Origin of the sequence: Flavobacterium sp. (assembly GCF_027531705.1) — a bacterium.
Lineage (GTDB): Bacteria > Bacteroidota > Bacteroidia > Flavobacteriales > Flavobacteriaceae > Flavobacterium.
Map to the genome: position 1 here is coordinate 21,339 of NZ_JAPZSP010000045.1, position 18,266 is coordinate 39,604.

The 18,266-nt window shown below is 31.8% G+C and carries 16 protein-coding genes and 1 pseudogene; 11 read left to right on the plus strand and 6 right to left on the minus strand.

Going from position 1 to position 18,266, the window contains the following annotated elements:
- Nucleotides 1-23 precede the first annotated feature (23 nt).
- Nucleotides 24-2,657 (minus strand): valine--tRNA ligase, encoded by a 2,634-nt coding sequence (locus O9267_RS14090; protein ID WP_298180671.1) that lies wholly within the window; start codon nt 2,655-2,657, stop codon nt 24-26.
- A 284-nt stretch (nt 2,658-2,941) separates the two neighbouring features.
- Between O9267_RS14090 and O9267_RS14095 the strand changes: the two genes are divergently transcribed.
- Complete coding sequence (locus O9267_RS14095) at nt 2,942-3,379, plus strand: DUF1573 domain-containing protein (RefSeq protein ID WP_298180673.1); 438 nt, start codon at nt 2,942-2,944, stop codon at nt 3,377-3,379.
- Between the two features lie 243 nt (nt 3,380-3,622).
- On the opposite strand, the gene O9267_RS14100 is transcribed toward O9267_RS14095, so the two are convergent.
- The gene (locus O9267_RS14100) at nt 3,623-4,951 is read right to left on the minus strand and encodes an aspartyl protease family protein (RefSeq protein WP_298180675.1); all 1,329 of its coding nucleotides are present in this window, start codon (nt 4,949-4,951) and stop codon (nt 3,623-3,625) included.
- A 103-nt stretch (nt 4,952-5,054) separates the two neighbouring features.
- On the opposite strand from O9267_RS14100, the gene O9267_RS14105 reads away from it, so the two are divergent.
- The 5 genes from O9267_RS14105 to O9267_RS14125 all read left to right on the plus strand — a co-directional run bounded on the left by O9267_RS14105 (nt 5,055) and on the right by O9267_RS14125 (nt 9,790).
- Nucleotides 5,055-6,251, plus strand: a complete 1,197-nt coding sequence (locus O9267_RS14105; protein WP_298180677.1) for a pyridoxal phosphate-dependent aminotransferase — start codon at nt 5,055-5,057, stop codon at nt 6,249-6,251.
- Nucleotides 6,252-6,848: 597 nt separating this feature from the next.
- Nucleotides 6,849-7,622 carry a sulfite exporter TauE/SafE family protein gene (locus O9267_RS14110; RefSeq protein ID WP_298180679.1) on the plus strand — a complete coding sequence of 258 codons (774 nt, stop codon included), beginning with the start codon at nt 6,849-6,851 and terminating at the stop codon, nt 7,620-7,622.
- Nucleotides 7,623-7,770: 148 nt separating this feature from the next.
- Nucleotides 7,771-8,649, plus strand: a complete 879-nt coding sequence (locus tag O9267_RS14115; RefSeq protein WP_298180681.1) for a hypothetical protein — start codon at nt 7,771-7,773, stop codon at nt 8,647-8,649.
- Nucleotides 8,650-8,723: 74 nt separating this feature from the next.
- The gene (locus O9267_RS14120) at nt 8,724-9,209 is read left to right on the plus strand and encodes a hypothetical protein (RefSeq protein WP_298180683.1); all 486 of its coding nucleotides are present in this window, start codon (nt 8,724-8,726) and stop codon (nt 9,207-9,209) included.
- Nucleotides 9,210-9,262: 53 nt separating this feature from the next.
- Nucleotides 9,263-9,790 carry a DUF2199 domain-containing protein gene (locus O9267_RS14125; RefSeq protein ID WP_298180685.1) on the plus strand — a complete coding sequence of 176 codons (528 nt, stop codon included), beginning with the start codon at nt 9,263-9,265 and terminating at the stop codon, nt 9,788-9,790.
- A gap of 23 nt (nt 9,791-9,813) precedes the next feature.
- Here O9267_RS14125 and arsB read toward each other — a convergent pair whose 3' ends face one another.
- The 4 genes from arsB to O9267_RS14145 all read right to left on the minus strand — a co-directional run bounded on the left by arsB (nt 9,814) and on the right by O9267_RS14145 (nt 12,638).
- Nucleotides 9,814-10,845, minus strand: a complete 1,032-nt coding sequence (gene arsB / locus O9267_RS14130) for an ACR3 family arsenite efflux transporter (RefSeq protein ID WP_298180687.1) — start codon at nt 10,843-10,845, stop codon at nt 9,814-9,816.
- Nucleotides 10,846-11,040: 195 nt separating this feature from the next.
- The gene (locus O9267_RS14135) at nt 11,041-11,649 is read right to left on the minus strand and encodes a protein-tyrosine-phosphatase (protein WP_298180689.1); all 609 of its coding nucleotides are present in this window, start codon (nt 11,647-11,649) and stop codon (nt 11,041-11,043) included.
- Nucleotides 11,650-11,729: 80 nt separating this feature from the next.
- Nucleotides 11,730-12,209 (minus strand): DUF6428 family protein, encoded by a 480-nt coding sequence (locus O9267_RS14140; RefSeq protein WP_298180691.1) that lies wholly within the window; start codon nt 12,207-12,209, stop codon nt 11,730-11,732.
- 105 nt (nt 12,210-12,314) lie between these two features.
- On the minus strand, nt 12,315-12,638 hold the full coding sequence (locus tag O9267_RS14145) for a metalloregulator ArsR/SmtB family transcription factor (protein WP_298180696.1): 324 nt from the start codon (nt 12,636-12,638) through the stop codon (nt 12,315-12,317).
- A 141-nt stretch (nt 12,639-12,779) separates the two neighbouring features.
- Here O9267_RS14145 and tpx point away from each other — a divergent pair, with 141 nt between their 5' ends.
- From tpx to O9267_RS14170, 5 genes and pseudogenes are all read left to right on the plus strand, one after another.
- Nucleotides 12,780-13,277 (plus strand): thiol peroxidase, encoded by a 498-nt coding sequence (tpx, locus tag O9267_RS14150; protein ID WP_298180698.1) that lies wholly within the window; start codon nt 12,780-12,782, stop codon nt 13,275-13,277.
- Nucleotides 13,278-13,287: 10 nt separating this feature from the next.
- Nucleotides 13,288-13,662 carry a diacylglycerol kinase family protein gene (locus O9267_RS14155; protein WP_298180700.1) on the plus strand — a complete coding sequence of 125 codons (375 nt, stop codon included), beginning with the start codon at nt 13,288-13,290 and terminating at the stop codon, nt 13,660-13,662.
- 14 nt (nt 13,663-13,676) lie between these two features.
- Nucleotides 13,677-16,145: a DNA translocase FtsK gene (locus O9267_RS14160; protein WP_298180703.1), complete on the plus strand. Its 2,469-nt coding sequence runs from the start codon at nt 13,677-13,679 to the stop codon at nt 16,143-16,145.
- 1 nt (nt 16,146) lies between these two features.
- Nucleotides 16,147-16,788: an outer membrane lipoprotein carrier protein LolA gene (locus O9267_RS14165; RefSeq protein ID WP_298180705.1), complete on the plus strand. Its 642-nt coding sequence runs from the start codon at nt 16,147-16,149 to the stop codon at nt 16,786-16,788.
- Between the two features lie 9 nt (nt 16,789-16,797).
- Nucleotides 16,798-18,234 (plus strand): annotated as a pseudogene (locus tag O9267_RS14170) (LptF/LptG family permease); the annotation flags it as partial.
- Nucleotides 18,235-18,266 lie beyond the last annotated feature (32 nt).

Below are 18,266 nucleotides of genomic sequence, written 5' to 3' on the forward strand. Positions count from 1 at the left end.
ATTTTAAAATATTTATTAAAAACTTACTTCAAACTAGCTAAACTCTGTTCTATTGTAGCAATTTTAGCTAGTGTATCCGCTTCTTTCTTGCGTTCCATTTCTAGAACTTTTTCTGGTGCGCCACCAACAAATTTTTCATTTGAAAGTTTAGCTTGAACTGATTTTAAAAATCCTTGAGCATATTTCAATTCTTCAGTCAATTTAGCAATCTCTTCTTCAACATTGATTGAACCAGTAATTGGAATAAAATATTCGTTAGACTTTATTCTAAATGACAAAGCAGAATCTACTTTCTCTGAAACATATTCAAGATTGGTAATGTTTCCAAGTTTGGCAACAATAACATCAAAATAAGTTGAAACTTTATCATTATTGATGATTTTCAAATCAATGGCATCTTTGAAAGGCAAATTTTTATCTTTTCTGATGCTTCTGATTCCTGAAATAACTTCGATAGTGTTATCAAAATCGGTAATCAATTTTTCATCATACGATTTTAATTCTGGCCAAGTCGAGATTATTAAGGCTTCTTCTTTTGTTCTTTCAGCAATTAAATGCCAAATTTCTTCTGTTAAGAATGGCATAAATGGTTGTAATAATTTCAAATTATTTTCCAACATTTCAATGGCTTTGTCAAAAGTTACTTTGTCTATTGGTTGTTGGTAAGCTGGTTTTATCATTTCTAAAAACCATGAACAGAAATCGTCCCAAACCAATTTGTAAATAGCCATTAAGGCTTCTGACAAACGGTATTTTTCAAACAAATCTTCAATTTCGGCTAACGTTTTTTGTAGTTTAGCTTCATACCAATCAATAGCAACTTTAGATGATTCTGGTTGAGCGATTGTGGTTGAGACTTCCCAGCCTTTTATCAATTTAAAGGCATTCCATATTTTGTTAGAAAATGCTTTTCCTTGGTTACATAGTTCTTCGTCAAATAGAATATCGTTTCCTGCTGAAGCACTTAACAATAATCCAACACGAACACCATCAGCTCCAAATTTTTCAATCAATTCTAATGGTTCTGGTGAGTTTCCTAATGATTTACTCATTTTTCTACCCAATTTATCTCTAACAATTCCTGTCAAATAAACATTAGAAAACGGTTTGTCATCAGCATATTCATAACCCGCAATAATCATACGAGCAACCCAGAAAAACAAAATATCTGGACCTGTAACCAAATCGTTTGTTGGATAATAATACTTAAAATCTTCACTTTCTGGATTCATAATTCCTCCAAAAACAGTCATTGGCCATAACCATGAAGAAAACCAAGTGTCAAGCGCATCAACGTCTTGGGTTAAATCGTTTATAGTTAATTGTTGATTGTTGGTAGCTTTTTGAGCTAAAATTAACGCTTCTTCGATAGTTTCAGCTACCACAAAATCTTCTTTACCATCTCCATAATAGTACGCAGGAATTTGTTGTCCCCACCAAAGTTGACGTGAAATATTCCAATCGCGTACATTTTCTAACCAATGACGATACGTATTTTCAAACTTCTTAGGATATAATTTGATTTCGTTTGTTTCCAAAACGGCTTTTATGGCTGGTTTTACCAAATCTTCCATTTTTAGAAACCATTGATCAGACAAACGTGGTTCGATAACCGCTTTTGTTCTTTCAGAAGTTCCTACTTTGTTTAAATGGGTTTCGGTTTTAGCTAAAGCTCCTGAAGCTTCCAATTCTTTTGCAATTTCGGCACGAACTACAAAACGATCTTTTCCTTGATAATGCAATCCGAAACTATTTAACGTTGCGTCTTCATTGAAAATATCTACAATTTCAAGATTGTGTTTGTCACCCAACATTTTGTCATTAACATCATGCGCTGGTGTAACTTTTAAGCAACCTGTACCAAATTCAATATCAACATATTCGTCTTCAATAATTGGCACTACTCTACCGCAAATTGGTACGATGGCTTTTTTACCTTTTAGGTGCAAAAAACGTTCATCGTATGGATTGATACAAATAGCTGTATCACCAAAAATGGTTTCTGGACGTGTTGTTGCAACTGTTAGAAACTCTTCACTTCCTTCGATTTTATATTTTAGGTAAAATAATTTTCCTTGTTGTTCTTCATAAATCACTTCTTCGTCAGAAAGTGTTGTTTTGGCTTCTGGATCCCAATTTACCATTCGGTAGCCACGGTAAATTAATCCTTTGTTATATAAATCAACAAACGAACGAATTACAGATGCCGACATATCTGGATCCATTGTGAATTTGGTACGATTCCAATCGCAAGAACAGCCCAATTGTTTTAGTTGTTCTAGAATGGTTCCGCCGTATTTATTTGTCCAATCCCAAGCGTGTTTTAGGAATTCTTCGCGCGTTAAATCATTTTTGTTGATTCCTTCACTTTTTAGTTTGGCAACAACTTTTGCTTCGGTTGCGATAGACGCATGGTCAGTTCCAGGCACCCAACAAGCATTGAACCCTTTAAGACGAGCACGACGAATTAACACGTCTTGAATTGTGTTGTTCAACATATGTCCCATGTGCAAAACGCCAGTCACGTTTGGTGGCGGAATTACAATAGTATAAGGTGTTCTATGATCTGGTTCAGAATGGAAATAACCGTTGGTCATCCAATAGCTGTACCATTTTTCTTCTACTGTTTTGGCGTCGAATTGTGCTGGAATTGTCATATTATAAGATATTCGTTGTTATAAAAATTGATGCAAAAGTACAAATGATTCACTAATTAGCCCCGATGGGAGAAGCTACCATGTAGCTCGGACAGCGGGAAAATGGTCAGTAAATAAAGCCCAAGCCATTCGCTCCTGACAGAAAAAATGGGTTTGGTACGCTTTTTGTATTTGTTGCAAAAGTAAAATAATTAAGACTGTTTAAAAAATTTAAGATTTAATTATTTGTATTTTAATTAAAACAACCTATTTTTACGAAACCAAAAACTAAAAAGATTACCAAAATGAAAAAAATTATACTTGGATTAGCACTTGCATTTAACGTAGCCATTTTTGCTCAAACTGGTGCCAAAATTGTTTTCAAAGACGCTGACAACACGATTGACTACGGAAAAGTATCAAAAGATACCGATTCTGGAATTCGTTCGTTTGAGTTTACCAATACTGGTGATGCGCCGTTGACGATTATCAATGTTCAATCGACTTGTGGTTGTACAGTTCCATCTAAACCAACTGAGCCAATTGCGCCAGGAAAAACGGGAAAAATTGATGTGAAATACAATATGAATCCTGGTCCAATACGTAAAACAATTACAGTTGAAACCAATGCTGTAAACGTAGAAAGTGGTCGAGTTGCCTTGAAAATCAAAGGTGAAGTGATTGCCAAACCAGAAGTAAATATTCTGGAAAAGAAATCGACGCTGATGACTACAGATAAATAAAAGGTTTCAATTATTGAATATTTTTGTAGCCACTGATTACACAGATTTTCACAGATTTTCACAGATTTTTAATTTGGATGCGAAAATAATCCTTTTAATTTTTATAATCTGTGGCAAAATAATCAGAAAACAATATACATTTTAAAAAATTAGAAAATGCTTCAAGAAATTGAAGCATTTTTTTTGTAAAAAGCCCTTCGACTGCGCTCAGGGTGACAAGAAGAAAACTAATAACTTAATTTTTTATAACAATTCTTTTATTTGAAATCTGAAATTTAGGTTTTGTCCATTTCTTTCTACTTCAAAATTTAGCCATTTTCCTTCTTCGGATTTTAGAAGATTGTTGATTTCGCTTAAACTCATACTGTTTACAGAATGATAGTTTATTGTTTTTAAAATGTCACCTTTTTGCAAGCCAACTTCTATAGCTGGAGAGTTTTTCCGAATGTTTGTGATTTCGTAAATCGGTTTTAGTTCAAATTTGTATTTGAAGTTAGCACTTCCTGCTTTGTTTCCAGATGCATCAAAAGTATTGTCTTGATAGGTTGTTTGAAACTTAATTGTTTCAGAAACCCATTGCATTCCTGAACTTGCGATTTCAATTCCGCAGCGATTGTATTGAAAAGGTTCACCAAACTTTCCGCTTTTCTTTAGGTATAATTTGCTTTCTTGATAATCAAAAATAGCGGTAAAACGCTTCATAATTTCACCACCAATCGAACCTACTCTATCTTGCACCATGTTGACACTTTTTACCGAAATAGTATCGGGCATAGCAACAATTGGTTTTTTGAATTCAAAATTTCCTATTTTCAATGTTTCGATTTTGGCACGATTGCCGTGAATTTCACCACTAAATCCTTTTCCTAAATAGTCTTCAAAATTTCGTTTAGGCACTTTTATCAAAGGATTTACATCTTGAAATAACCAAAGCGCATCACTATTGCCAAGGTCGAGCAAAACTTTGGCTTCCAACTTATTATCATTTATTGTTACTATCGAATTGCAATAGGGTTTTTGCTTTTGAATTTGCATTGGAATAACTTGAAATTTTGAAGCTAACTTATTCGAAATGTTAGTTTTGTCTTTGTAAACAAATATTTTTTTTCGGTCGTAATTTACTTCAACAATTTGGTTTTTGAAAAAATGATAGCCAATTATGCCGTTTACTGGAATTCCGACATGAGATGAAAAGTTAAAATCTTGATCGAGAACTATATATAATTCGTGATTGAAGTCTTTTAGCTCGTTGATTTTTAAAATATTTCCTGATGATTTCAATCCTTCAATAGCTTCATTTGCACCTAAACCTTTCAGTTTTATTTTTTCAACATTGTTAAGACTTACTTCGGTTTTATCTTCTAAACTTAGTAAAATGGTTTCTTCAACGCCCGAATCTAAAAGAAAGTTTAATTCGACACCATTTACATTTATGGGAATAAAAATTAGATTATTGATTAACTTAAAAGGAATTACAACTTTGTTTTTATCTGTATCAAAACGAAAGCCATCTTGGGCAAATCCGTTTTGGCAAGCAAAAAATAAGAAAATGATAATTATCCTTAGGTTCATCAAGATTTTTTTATAAAATTAAATAAAAACAAGCAATAAAAAAATGAAAATGATTGCTAAACTCTAAAAAATGTCGAAATTTGCAACTCTAAAAAAAACTACGATGCCAAAAATTTCAAACAAAGGAAAATTAATGCCAGAATCGCCAATTAGAAAATTGGTTCCCTACGCAGAAATAGCAAAGAAAAAAGGTAATAAAGTATACCATTTGAATATTGGTCAACCCGATATCAAAACGCCCGAAGTGGCTATGAACTCGATAAAAAATTTAGATATAAAAGTTTTAGAATACAGCCATTCTGCTGGTTTTGAAAGCTATAGAAAAAAACTTTCGCAATACTACATCAACCACGGTTTACCTATAAATACCGAAGATATTATCATCACAACTGGTGGTTCTGAAGCCTTGTTATTTGCCATGGGAAGCTGTCTTGATCAAGGTGACGAAATCATTATTCCTGAACCATTTTATGCTAATTACAACGGATTTTCAACCGCTTCTGGCGTGAATGTTGTGCCGGTAATTTCATCAATAGAAACTGGTTTTGATTTGCCACCAATTGCTGAATTTGAAAAATTAATTACACCAAAAACCAAAGCGATTCTTATTTGTAATCCAGGAAATCCAACGGGTTATTTGTACACGCAAGAAGAAATGTTGCAATTGGCAGCATTAGTAAAAAAACACGATTTATTCTTGATTGCTGACGAAGTGTATCGCGAATTTATATACGACGAAACCGACAAGCATTATTCGGTTATGAATATTCCTGGCATTGAAGAAAATGCTATTATGATTGATTCAGTTTCTAAACGTTACAGCATGTGTGGCGCACGAATTGGTTGTATTGTTTCTAAAAATAAAGAAGTGATGGCTACGGCAATGAAATTTGCGCAAGCACGATTAAGTCCGCCAACTTTTGCTCAAATTGCAAGTGAAGCTGCTCTTGATACGCCAGCAAGTTATTTTGTAGAAGTCATTGAAGAATACAAAGAACGTCGTGATATTTTGATTTCGGAATTGAACAAAATTGAAGGTGTAAAAGTAGCTACTCCAAAAGGTGCTTTTTACTGTATCGCGCAATTGCCAGTTGACAATGCCGATACATTTGCACAATGGTTGCTAGAATCGTACGATAACAACAAAGAAACCGTTATGGTAGCACCAGCAGCAGGATTTTATTCGACTAAAGGTGTTGGTTTGAACGAAGTTAGAATTGCGTATGTTTTGAAAAAAGAAGATTTAGTTCGTTCGGTTCAGATATTGAAAGACGCTATTTTGGTTTATAATTCTAAATAACGTGTGTTCGATATAAAACCAAAAAATATTCACCTTTTTACACGAATTGCACGAATTGACACGAATTGAAGATGGAATAATTACACCAATAGAATCTGATAAATCAGATTTTAATTCGTGAAATTTAAAAATTAAAATATATTTCGTGTAAATTAGTGCAATTCGTGTCTAAATTTTAAATAGCTTATATAGAACTCACGTTAAATAATATTTTAAACACTGATTACACAGATTTACACAGATTTTTTTTATTATTGATGCGCTAAAAATCCTTTTAATCTTTTAAATCTGTGGCTAAATTGCATTTTAAATTGAAGCCTTTTTTTTTTATGCCACTGATTACACAGATTTTCACAGATTTTTTTTGTTGATTTACTTAAAAATCGTTTTAATCATTTAAATCTGTGGCTAAATTGCATTTTAAATTGAAATCTATTTTTTTAAGCCACTGATTATACAGATTTTCACAGATTTTTTTTGTTGATTTACTTAAAAATCCTTTTAATCTTTTGAATCTGTGGCTAAAATGATAAAACAATAAATACATTAAAACGTTCTCAATTGAGGGCGTTTTTTTTATATTTGAACTAAAAACAAATGGAAATCCTTCTTATTTCAATTGTAGCGTTTATTGTTGCCATTCTAACTTTTTTTTCTGGGTTTGGATTAGGCACTATTTTGACACCTGTTATGATGATTTTCTTTCCTGTAGAAGTAGCGATTGCCCTGACTGGCGTGGTTCATTTTTCTAACAATATTTTCAAATTGGTTTTGGTTGGAAAAAATGTCAACAAAGAAGTGTTGCTTCGTTTTGGAATTCCTGCGGTGGTTTTTGCTTTTATTGGTGCATTGCTTTTGGTAAAAATTCCCAATTTTGAACCGCTTTACTCCTACCAACTTTGGGGCAAAACATTTGAAGTATTTCCCTTAAAACTGTTTGTTGCAGTGCTCATGATGTTTTTTGCGGTGATTGATTTGATACCGTATTTCAGCAACTTACAATTTGACAAATCCAAACTACCAATTGGTGGCGCGTTAAGTGGCTTTTTTGGTGGATTGACAGGTGCGCAAGGCGCGTTGCGAAGTGCGTTTTTAATTCGTGCTGGCTTGACCAAAGAAGCTTTTATTGGCACAACCGTTGTGATTTCGTCGTTTGTTGATTTTACAAGACTTAGCGTTTATGCTACTCGAATTATGAAATTAGATTTACAAGAAAACCTACCGTTACTACTTTGCGCCACACTTTCGGCTATGACGGGCGCTTTTATTGGCAACAAATTACTAAAAAAAGTAACCTTGCAATTTTTGCAATACTCAGTTGCTATTTTGTTGTTGGTTTTGTCTTTGGCTTTGGGGTTGGGCTGGATTTGAGATTTTGTAAGTTTTTGATTTTGTTTGTAAAATAATTTTTATATTTGGGAAGCAATTTTTTGAATAAAACGAGCAAACTGTCTATTGATAAATACAATTTATAGATAGCAAAATAATCCAGCGATTACTATTAAAATTAACCTTTATAATGAATAAATTAACTAATGATGAAATATCTAAATTAGATAAAATCATAATTTTTCTGAATGACAATAAAGTCTTTCAATACGAAAAAAGCTACATAGCAGAAAAATTTAATTTATCAATTGAAGAGTATGATTTTCTATATAGTAAAATTGTTGATTTCTCCCAGAATGAGTTCACAATTGGGAATATTTTAGATAAGAATTCAAGATATCCATCAATTGAATGCAATTTCTCAACATCTTTATTTATAAAAAATGGCGGATTCAAGCAATATTTTAAATCTGAGAAAAAAAATAATACTAATAAAAAGTCAGAAATTGGGCAAAATATTATAGCAAGTAATGTTACTATTAATAATGGGAATATAAAAACACTAAATCAAGAAAGAAGTTTAAGAAAAAAAAGTAAATGGGATATTATCGGAATTATTTCGATAACAATAGCTTTGCTTGTATTTCTTTTTGGAGACAATGTCTGTGACAGAATAAAAAGCAAAATGAATAACTCTAAATCAGACAATGCAATAGTTTTTAAAAAGTATGAGAAAAAATTTGATTTACCATACTTGGAAAGTTTTCCAATTTTAGATAAAGGGTTATTTATTCAACATCATTATGGAGAATTAATTTTTGGAGGATCAAATATTATAATTGTCAAAATAAATGCGAGAAGAGAAAATGGTGAGAAAATTGAGATTAAAAAAGATGACAATAATAATCTTAACCTAGATATTTTCACTAAACCCTATATTGAATTTTATTACAAAAAAGAATTTTACTCTATGGAAATAGAAACTTTAAATTATGGAGAAAGTTTTGTTTGCAAATTAAAGAAAATAAAATCACCTACGTTAAAATTAATTGAATTCGATAAAATTTAATAATGCTCGCGCTAGCCTAAGATAGAGTTTTGCTTAAAAATTTGGATAAGTTTCCTACTATTTTAAATAACAAAATGAACCTAAAAACAAGAAAAACATTAGCACTAATTAATATTCTTTTAGTGACACTAATTTTTATGGATTATTTTTTACCTGGAAGGATAATGCATACACAAGAATTAGATTCTTTTTATAATACAACAGTCAAAATTTATGATGGGAATCGTCCAAGTTTTGTAGATCGTAAAATCCTTTTGCTAACAAATGGTGAAACTTTTCGACTTGGAAAAATTCCAAAACGGGATTACCCAAAAGGGCAAAAAATTCAGATCGTTAAATCCTCATTTACTAACAATATAAAAGAGATAATAATTTTAGGAAACATAAACATAGTAGAAGAAGTTGGTATATTATCATACATATTTCTTCAAATTTGTTTAATAATCTCGATGGCTACATGTTTGTTGAATTTGGTTTATAATTCACGAATTCTCTATATACTTTTAGTAATGGCAACAATGTTTACTTTCATTTTTTCGATTGGCTATTTATTTAAATAAGTCGTTTTAGATAAATATTGTAAATTATTATAAAATTAATAAGTTAGATTTTTATGTTTTGGAATAAATTCAAAAAGAAAAAGGAAAATCAATTCAAATGTTCTACTTGTGGCAAAGTTCATGAAGAGCTAGCTTCTATTGGCTTTAAAACACCTTTTCATTATGATATTTTAAGTGACAAAGAGAAAAGCGAAATTGCTGAAATTTCAGATGATTTTTGTGTAATTAATCATCCAGACCAAACTGATAGATTCATTCGAACCGTGTTGAACTTAAAAACTGAAAATCCATCAGAAGAATTAATTTATGGTGTTTGGGTTTCTGTAAGTGAAAAAAGCTTTAATGAATACAAATCAAACTATAATACTCAAACTGAAGAGAAAATATATTTTGGAATTATATGCAATGAAATTTCTGATTATGAAGAAAGTACAATAGGTTTACATGTTAATGTTATAACTAGACTTGACGACTTACGACCAGAAATAACTCCACATAAATCCAATCATAAATTAGTAACTGATTGGGAAAACGGAATTACATTACATGAAGCTTATAGTCGAATTGAAAAGATTTTATAGTTTTCAAAAATTCTTAGCTTTTTTTAACCAAAACACTTCTTCCGCAACCAGAACGCCACATTTACCAAGATAATCAAAGCAGGAACTTCTACTAAAGGTCCAATTACGCCAGCAAATGCTTGCCCGCTATTGATACCAAAAACACCTATGGAAACGGCTATGGCTAACTCAAAATTATTGCCCGAAGCAGTGAACGATAACGCCACAGCATCACGATAATTGGCACCAATTTTCTTAGCTACAAAAAACATCAATAAAAACATAATCGCAAAGAAAATCACTAACGGAATTGCAATTCTAACGACATCCGTTGGTAAATCGACAATCATTTCGCCTTTTAGACTGAACATAATTACGATGGTAAAAAGCAAAGCCACCAAAGTAATAGGCGAAACAAACGGTATAAATTGCTGATTGAAGAACTTGTCACCCAAATATTTTTTTATCGCAAATCGACTAATAACTGCTAACGCAAACGGAATTCCGAGGTAAATTCCAACGGTTTTTGCAATTTCGGCAATCGTGATATTGAGTTCCAAACCTTTAATTCCGAATAAAGGCAACATGATTTCCAAATAAAAATAAGCATACAAACTGAAGAAAAACACTTGCAACAAACTATTAATTCCGATTAAACCAGCGGTTAATTCGCGGTTACCTTCGGCTAGTTCGTTCCATACAATAACCATCGCAATGCACGGCGCAATTCCGATAATGATTAAACCTGTCATATATTCAGGATAGTCTTTTAGGAAAAAAGTCGCCAATAAAAACATCAAAAACGGACCAATTATCCAGGTTATAAAAAACGAAGCCTTCAATAATTTGGGCTGTTCAAACATTTTGGGAACTTGCGAAAAATCGATTTTGGTCAACGGCGGATACATCATCAAAATCAACCCAATCGCCAACGGAACATTCGTAGTTCCAGATGAAAACGAATTAATAAAACCAGCAGAATTTGGAATAAAATAACCAATCGCAACGCCAAGTAGCATCGCTAAAAATATCCAAATTGTTAGAAATCGGTCTAAAAAGTTGAGGCGTTTTTTCATATTAAACCATTAAGTTATTAAGTTTTTTATTGATATTGAATAGATGTTGTTCTTGATTTTCATTCCATTAGTTTAGTAAATATATTGTTTTTATAGCCACAGATTTCAAAGATTTTCACAGATTAATCCTTTTAATCTTCTTAATCCGTGGCAAAAAACTAAGATTCATATATAAATTTTAGACCGAAGCCTTTTTTATTTGATTTGCGAGAAAACAAAATACATTTCACTGGCGATTTGTAAACTGCGTTCTGTGTATTTTTCGTTCATTACATCTGTTCCGTCAAAGGCTTTTGGATCGTCGTATTTTATTGGAAATCTGGCTTCTGCACCAAAAACCATCGGACAACCTTCGTCCGCATTGTTGCAAGTCATAATCGCTCCAAATATACTTTTAGGATTAAAATCATCAAAATACGTTTTAGAAAAACAGATAATTGGATGTTGATTTTCATCAAATTTCACCGCATAAACTGGATTTTGTGCTTCACTCAATTTTTGAATTTCAAAACCTTGATTAGTCAACGTTTCAGCAACTTTTGGAAACATAGCTGTTGCTTCCGTTCCACCAGAATAGCAAAATATATTTTGAATTCCGAAATGAAAAGCCATTGTTTGTGCCCAAATTTGAGACAAATGACTTCTTCGGGAATTGTGTGTACAAATAAAGTTCAGACGAATTTCTTCGTTGGAATTTACTTTGTTTTGAATATACTCAATCAAAGGTTGCAAAACTTCCTTTCGTTCATTTGGAATAGAAATTTTTGAAATTAACTGTATTGTTTTTGATAGATTTTCAAGCATATATATTTTTTTTACCACAAAGACACAAAGAAGGCACGAAGCTCACAAAGTCTTTATTATTTATATCTTTTCATTAAATCTTAACAACAACCAGAATCTGGAGTACAACAAGAAGTTACTTCTTTTTGCTTCCACTCGCCTATTTTAGTTTTCAATTTTTCAACAGGAATTCCGCAATTGTCCTTTGCTAAACAATCTGTTAATTTTGATTTTAATTGGAAATTAGTTCCGTCAAAATCTAAACTGAATTTTCCAATAGTTTCTTTCATTTGGTATTCTACCTCAATTTCTAAATCTGGAATTTGAAGTTTTTCTTCAGATAATTCAATAATGTGAACTAATTTTTCTGGATGCAATCTATGATCATAATCATTTGCTTCCCAAAGTTGAAAATTTACCACTTCTTCAGTTCGAACTACGCCACCACAATCGATGAAATGTTTAGTGATTTTCCCAACTTCTGTAACATGAAAATGATTTGGAACCAATTCTCCATTAGGCAATTGAAAGGCAATTTGTGAAAGATTTTTTAACTGTTTTTTTATTTCTGATAGTTTCATAATGTATTTTCTTTAAAATTATTTTCATAAGTTCTCGATACAATTTTTAAAAATAAAAATTAGCATTTTTACTTTTAAAAACCACTCGAAGTGACGTTTGCTTAATTAACAACATTTGTTTTTTAGTTTATGGCGAATTATACCAAAATGATTTTCGATTTTATCGATGGTATCAGGATTTATGCAGTAACAAATAGCGGTTCCTTCGATATTTCCTTTTATGATATTGGCGTTTTTTAATTCTTTAAGATGCTGTGATACTGTTGGTTGCGCTAGTGGTAATTCATTTACAATATCACCGCAAATACAGCTATCAACCGATAATAAATAGTCAACAATTGCAATTCTTGCTGGATGCGAAAGTGCTTTGAACAAGTTGGCCATTTCGTTTTGTTCCACCGAAAAAGATTCTGATTTGGATGCTCCCATTTTTGTGTAAATTATTATATTGCAATATTACGATAAACAAATATAATAAAGCAACTATATTATGTTAAATTTTATAATCAAATGATTTTTCCCTATTCCGAAATAATTTCATACTTTTGAAACCTTAAAAAAAATATAATTATGGCATCAATAACATTAGGCGGAAACCCAATAAACACAAATGGTTCATTACCGCAAGTAGGTTCAAAAGCAGTTGATTTTCAATTGGTGAAAAATGATTTATCAGTAGCAACTTTAGCAGATTTTGCAGGAAGCAAATTAGTTTTAAACATTTTTCCAAGTATTGATACTGGAACTTGTGCTACATCAGTAAGAACATTTAATGCAAAAGCGAGCGCATTAGAAAACACAAAAGTATTATGTATTTCGAGAGATTTACCATTTGCTCAAAAACGTTTTTGTGGAGCAGAAGGATTAGAAAGTGTAGTGAATCTATCTGATTTTAAAGATGGTAGCTTCGGGAAAAATTATGGCTTGGAAATTGTAGATGGTCCGTTAGCAGGATTACATTCAAGAGTTGTGATTATTGTGGATGAAAATGGTGTTGTAAAATATGCTGAACAAGTTGCAGAAATTGCAGACGAACCAAATTACGATAACGCCTTAGCAGCTTTATAATAACATTTATATGGAATTTGAAAGAGATAAAACTTTTTTAACTGGAAGATTTAAAAGTATGGGATTCGCCCTAAAAGGTGCAATCAAATTAATAACAACAGAACATAGCGTAATGGTGCAAAGTTCTATTGCGGTGCTTTTGATTTTTGCAGGATTCTATTTTGAAATTTCTAGAGAAGAATGGTTATTTCAAACACTTGCCATTGGCTTAGTCCTTTCTATTGAAGGTTTGAACACAGCTGTCGAAAAAATTGCCGATTTTATTCACCCAGAATTTCATGATCGCATTGGTTTTATTAAAGACATTGCAGCTGGTGCTGTATTTTTTGCAGCTTTGACATCCATTGCAATTGGTTGTATCATTTATATTCCGAAGTTTTTATAAAAAACAAAATTATAATGGCAAAAACATCAAAAAAAGAAACAGATAAAAAAACAGAATCTACCGAAAAAACGCCTTTTTGGAAGCTTTCAAGACAGCAAAAAATGCTTTTTGGAAGTTTGCTAGTCCTTTTTTCAATAGCACTTTTGGTTTCTTTTATTTCTTTTTTTATTTATGGTCAACAAGACCAAAGCACTTTAACTGAACTAGCTAATCGCGAAGAAACTTCTGGTAATTGGTTAGGAAAATTTGGTGCTGTTTTAGCCGATTTCTTCATTTACAAAGGATTTGGTGCTGCTTCTTTCCTATTTGTCAAATTAATTTTCTTGACAGGTGCGTTTTTAGCTTTAGAAATTTCATTCAAAAAACTAAAAAATATTTGGTTTTGGGATTTGTTTGTAATTATAATCCTTTCCGTTTTATTTGGCTTTTTTGCCACTTCAATGCCTGAACTTGGCGGAACAATTGGATTTGAAATGAATCAATTTCTTCAAGATTACATTGGTAAAATTGGAACACTTTTGGTTTTAGTATTCGGGCTTTTGATTTATTTGATTTTCAAAATAAAAATGTCGCCTGATACAATCAAATCGTTTTTTGAAAAAAAGAAAAAAGAAATTAATGACGAATTTGCTTCAACTACCAAACCATCGGGTGATACTTCTTATAATTTAGAAGAATTTGCTGTAAATGAAGAAGAAGAAAACGAAGTAAAAGTTCCCAACAATTTTGAAGAAGACGAAGAGGAAATTCCAGAACCTGTTTTAAAATCTACTTCGCAATTTGAAATCAATAAAGAAGATTTGAAACCAACTATTTCGCATTCTTCTGAAATAAAATTAGAAACAAATCCTATTGAGGTTGAAAAACCGGTTGAAACGATTGCTTCAACCGAAGAATTTGTTATTGAAAAAGCTGAAGAAGAAGATATTATCGAAGAAAACTTGGCTTCTCGCCTAGTGGCCGATTTTGGTTTGTTTGATCCAACTTTGGAATTATCAAATTATAAATTTCCAACTTTAGATTTATTAAAAGAATATACTTCGGGTGGAATTACCATTAACCAACAAGAATTAGAAGACAACAAGAATAACATTGTTGAAACGCTTCGTAATTATAAAATTGAAATTGCTCAAATCAAAGCAACGGTTGGTCCATCGGTAACTTTATATGAAATTGTACCAGAAGCTGGAATCAGAATTTCAAAAATTAAAAGTCTTGAGGATGATATTGCGCTTTCGTTAGCCGCATTGGGAATTCGTATCATCGCACCAATGCCAGGAAAAGGAACAATTGGAATAGAGGTTCCGAATAAAAATCCGACTATGGTTTCGATGCGAAGTGTAATTGGTTCGCCAAAATTTCAGGAAGCCGAAATGGAATTGCCAATCGCACTTGGAAAAACAATTTCAAATGAAACCTATGTAGTCGATTTAGCCAAAATGCCTCACTTATTGATGGCTGGTGCAACTGGACAAGGAAAATCGGTTGGTTTGAATGCTGTTTTGACTTCGCTTTTATACAAAAAACATCCTGCAGAAGTAAAATTCGTTTTGGTCGATCCAAAGAAAGTAGAATTGACACTTTTCAACAAAATAGAAAGACATTATTTAGCTAAATTACCTGATTCTGAAGACGCAATTATTACTGATAACAGTAAGGTAATCAATACATTGAATTCTCTTTGCGTAGAAATGGACAATCGTTATTCTTTACTAAAAGATGCGATGGTTAGAAACATCAAAGAATACAATGATAAATTCAAAAACAGAAAACTAAATCCAGAAGCTGGACACCGTTTTTTACCTTATATAGTTTTAGTAGTCGATGAGTTTGCCGATTTGATTATGACAGCTGGTAAAGAAGTGGAAACGCCTATTGCTCGTTTAGCTCAACTTGCACGTGCTATTGGAATTCACTTAATTATTGCAACCCAACGACCATCTGTAAATGTAATTACAGGTATGATTAAGGCAAATTTCCCTGCCAGAATTGCTTTTAGAGTTACGTCAAAAATCGATTCACGTACCATATTAGATGCTGGTGGAGCGGATCAATTGATTGGTCGTGGAGATTTACTTGTTTCCAATGGAAATGATGTAATTCGTGTACAATGCGCCTTTGTTGACACACCAGAAGTTGAGAAAATAGTTGAATTTATTGGTGCGCAAAAAGGATATTCAGATGCTTATATGTTACCAGAATTTGTTGGTGAAGAAAGTAGTTCATCGTTAGAGATTGATATTTCAGAAAGAGATTCGTTATTTAGAGAAGCCGCCGAAATAATTGTAACAGCTCAACAAGGTTCGGCATCATTATTGCAAAGAAAATTGAAACTGGGCTACAACCGTGCCGGAAGATTGATAGATCAATTGGAAGCCGCAGGAATTGTAGGACCATTTGAAGGAAGTAAAGCTAGAAGTGTAAACATTACTGACTTATCTTCTTTAGATCAATTTTTAAACAATGAACAAAACAATTTTTAAAATGAAAAAGATTTTTCAAATTTCTTTATTCTTACTTTTAAGTCTAACAACACAAGCGCAAGACAAAAAAGCAAAAGCATTATTAGACGAAGTAACTGCCAAAGTTAAAAGTTATGATAATATCGTAATCGACTTTAAATATACCCTAAACAATTCTAAGGAAAATATTAACCAAGAAAGTAAAGGAAATGTTACTATTAAAGGTAATTTGTATGTTTTGAATATTATGGGTGTTACCAAAATGTTTGATGGTAAAAAAAATTATACAATCAATCCTGAAGATGAAGAAATTACGATAACAAAATTTGATGAAAAAGATGATAATTCAATTTCACCAAACAAAATGTTGACGTTTTTTAATTCGGGTTACAAATACGCTTGGGATATTTTACAAAATGTAAAAGGAAGAAAAATTCAGTATATCAAACTTATTCCAAACAATTCCAAAGATTCAAGAAAAGAAATTTTGCTTGGTATAGATAATCAAACAAAACACATTTACAACCTTATTGAAACAGGTAAAAATGGTACAAAAACTACCTTGACTGTTAATTCTTTCAAAACCGACCAGCCATTGTCAAAAAATCAGTTTACATTTGTTCAAGCAAAATATCCAAAATATTACATCAACAAACTAGACTAATCTTTTGTTTTGAAAATTCTTGATCGCTACTTACTAAAAACTTTCCTAACAACATTAACTACGGTTTTTGTTATCTTATTCTTCATTTTTATATTACAAACCGTTTGGTTGTTTATATCAGAATTAGCGGGTAGAGATTTAAGTTTTTTAATGGTAGTTCAGTTTTTGCTGTATTCAATGCCAAGAATTATACCCTTGGTATTGCCTCTTTCGGTACTATTGGCATCTATTATGACATTTGGTGATTTAGCAGAAAACTATGAATTTGCTGCTATGAAATCGTCAGGAATTTCATTTCAAAGAACATTAAGAACACTAACTATTTTTATTTTTATACTAAGCATTGGTGCATTCATTTTTGCCAATAATGTGATTCCTTATGCCGAATATAAATTTATAAATTTCAGAAAAGACATTGCGCAACGCACACCAGCAATGGCTATTGCTGAAGGTCAATTCAGTAATGTTGGCAATTATAACATCAAGGTTGAGAAGAAATCAGGGAAAAATGAAAACATTCTTACTGGTGTAACTATTCACAAAAAAGCAAAAGATGGCAGCGGAAATAAAACAGTCATCAAAGCTAAAAATGGATTACTGATTAGTAATGAAGATTCAAATAATTTACAATTAGTTTTAAATGATGGTTATTTTTACGAGGATGTAATTCCCACAAAATATGAAGAACGTATCAGATTACCATTTGCCAAAAGTTCTTTTAAAAAGTATGTTGTCAACATGGATTTGTCTAAACTGACGAGTTCAAGTTTTGATCAAGGCGAAATTACAAATGCCAACAACATGCTAAATATCAACGAATTGAAATATACTATTGATTCGCTTGATACCAATCTAAAAAAAGATAAAATTTCGTTTGGTGATAATAGTTATACTAGAACTGGGATTACTACTCCATCCTATTATTTTGTAAATTCAAAGGATAGTTTGGAAAAAAATACTAAGGTAAAAAATCCAATTTTAAAAAGTTATGATACTACTCAAAGAAAGACTATTGTTCAAGTTGCTTCGAGTAGTATTGATAATATCATAATGAGTATTGAAGGTTCTAAAACCGAACAAGAAGAAAAACAAAAAGAGATAAACTCGCATTGGATAGCACTTTACGATAAATTCGTCATTGCGTATGCATGCATCTTGATGTTCTTTATAGGCGCGCCACTTGGTTCTATAATCAGAAAAGGTGGTTTGGGTTTGCCCATTGTTTTTGCCGTTACAATTTTTATCGTTTTTCACTTTATTAATTCTTTCGGAAAAAGATTTGCATCACAAAATGGAATGCCGCCGCTATTAGGAACTTGGATGTCTTCTATGATTTTAACTCCATTAGCTGTCTTGCTTACTTATAGAGCAATTAATGATATTGGAGGAATAGTTTCTATTAATTTTGCTCCTATTCAAGATTTTTTCACGAACTTATTTACCTCTAAAGCAGAAAAAGAAAGACAACTTTCAAATTC

Coding starts and splice junctions, on each gene's coding strand:
- O9267_RS14090 (WP_298180671.1), bottom strand. CDS start 2,657: ATGACAATTCCAGCACAATTCGACGCCAAAACAGTAGAAGAAAAATGG.
- O9267_RS14095 (WP_298180673.1), top strand. CDS start 2,942: ATGAAAAAAATTATACTTGGATTAGCACTTGCATTTAACGTAGCCATT.
- O9267_RS14100 (WP_298180675.1), bottom strand. CDS start 4,951: ATGAACCTAAGGATAATTATCATTTTCTTATTTTTTGCTTGCCAAAAC.
- O9267_RS14105 (WP_298180677.1), top strand. CDS start 5,055: ATGCCAAAAATTTCAAACAAAGGAAAATTAATGCCAGAATCGCCAATT.
- O9267_RS14110 (WP_298180679.1), top strand. CDS start 6,849: ATGGAAATCCTTCTTATTTCAATTGTAGCGTTTATTGTTGCCATTCTA.
- O9267_RS14115 (WP_298180681.1), top strand. CDS start 7,771: ATGAATAAATTAACTAATGATGAAATATCTAAATTAGATAAAATCATA.
- O9267_RS14120 (WP_298180683.1), top strand. CDS start 8,724: ATGAACCTAAAAACAAGAAAAACATTAGCACTAATTAATATTCTTTTA.
- O9267_RS14125 (WP_298180685.1), top strand. CDS start 9,263: ATGTTTTGGAATAAATTCAAAAAGAAAAAGGAAAATCAATTCAAATGT.
- arsB (WP_298180687.1), bottom strand. CDS start 10,845: ATGAAAAAACGCCTCAACTTTTTAGACCGATTTCTAACAATTTGGATA.
- O9267_RS14135 (WP_298180689.1), bottom strand. CDS start 11,649: ATGCTTGAAAATCTATCAAAAACAATACAGTTAATTTCAAAAATTTCT.
- O9267_RS14140 (WP_298180691.1), bottom strand. CDS start 12,209: ATGAAACTATCAGAAATAAAAAAACAGTTAAAAAATCTTTCACAAATT.
- O9267_RS14145 (WP_298180696.1), bottom strand. CDS start 12,638: ATGGGAGCATCCAAATCAGAATCTTTTTCGGTGGAACAAAACGAAATG.
- tpx (WP_298180698.1), top strand. CDS start 12,780: ATGGCATCAATAACATTAGGCGGAAACCCAATAAACACAAATGGTTCA.
- O9267_RS14155 (WP_298180700.1), top strand. CDS start 13,288: ATGGAATTTGAAAGAGATAAAACTTTTTTAACTGGAAGATTTAAAAGT.
- O9267_RS14160 (WP_298180703.1), top strand. CDS start 13,677: ATGGCAAAAACATCAAAAAAAGAAACAGATAAAAAAACAGAATCTACC.
- O9267_RS14165 (WP_298180705.1), top strand. CDS start 16,147: ATGAAAAAGATTTTTCAAATTTCTTTATTCTTACTTTTAAGTCTAACA.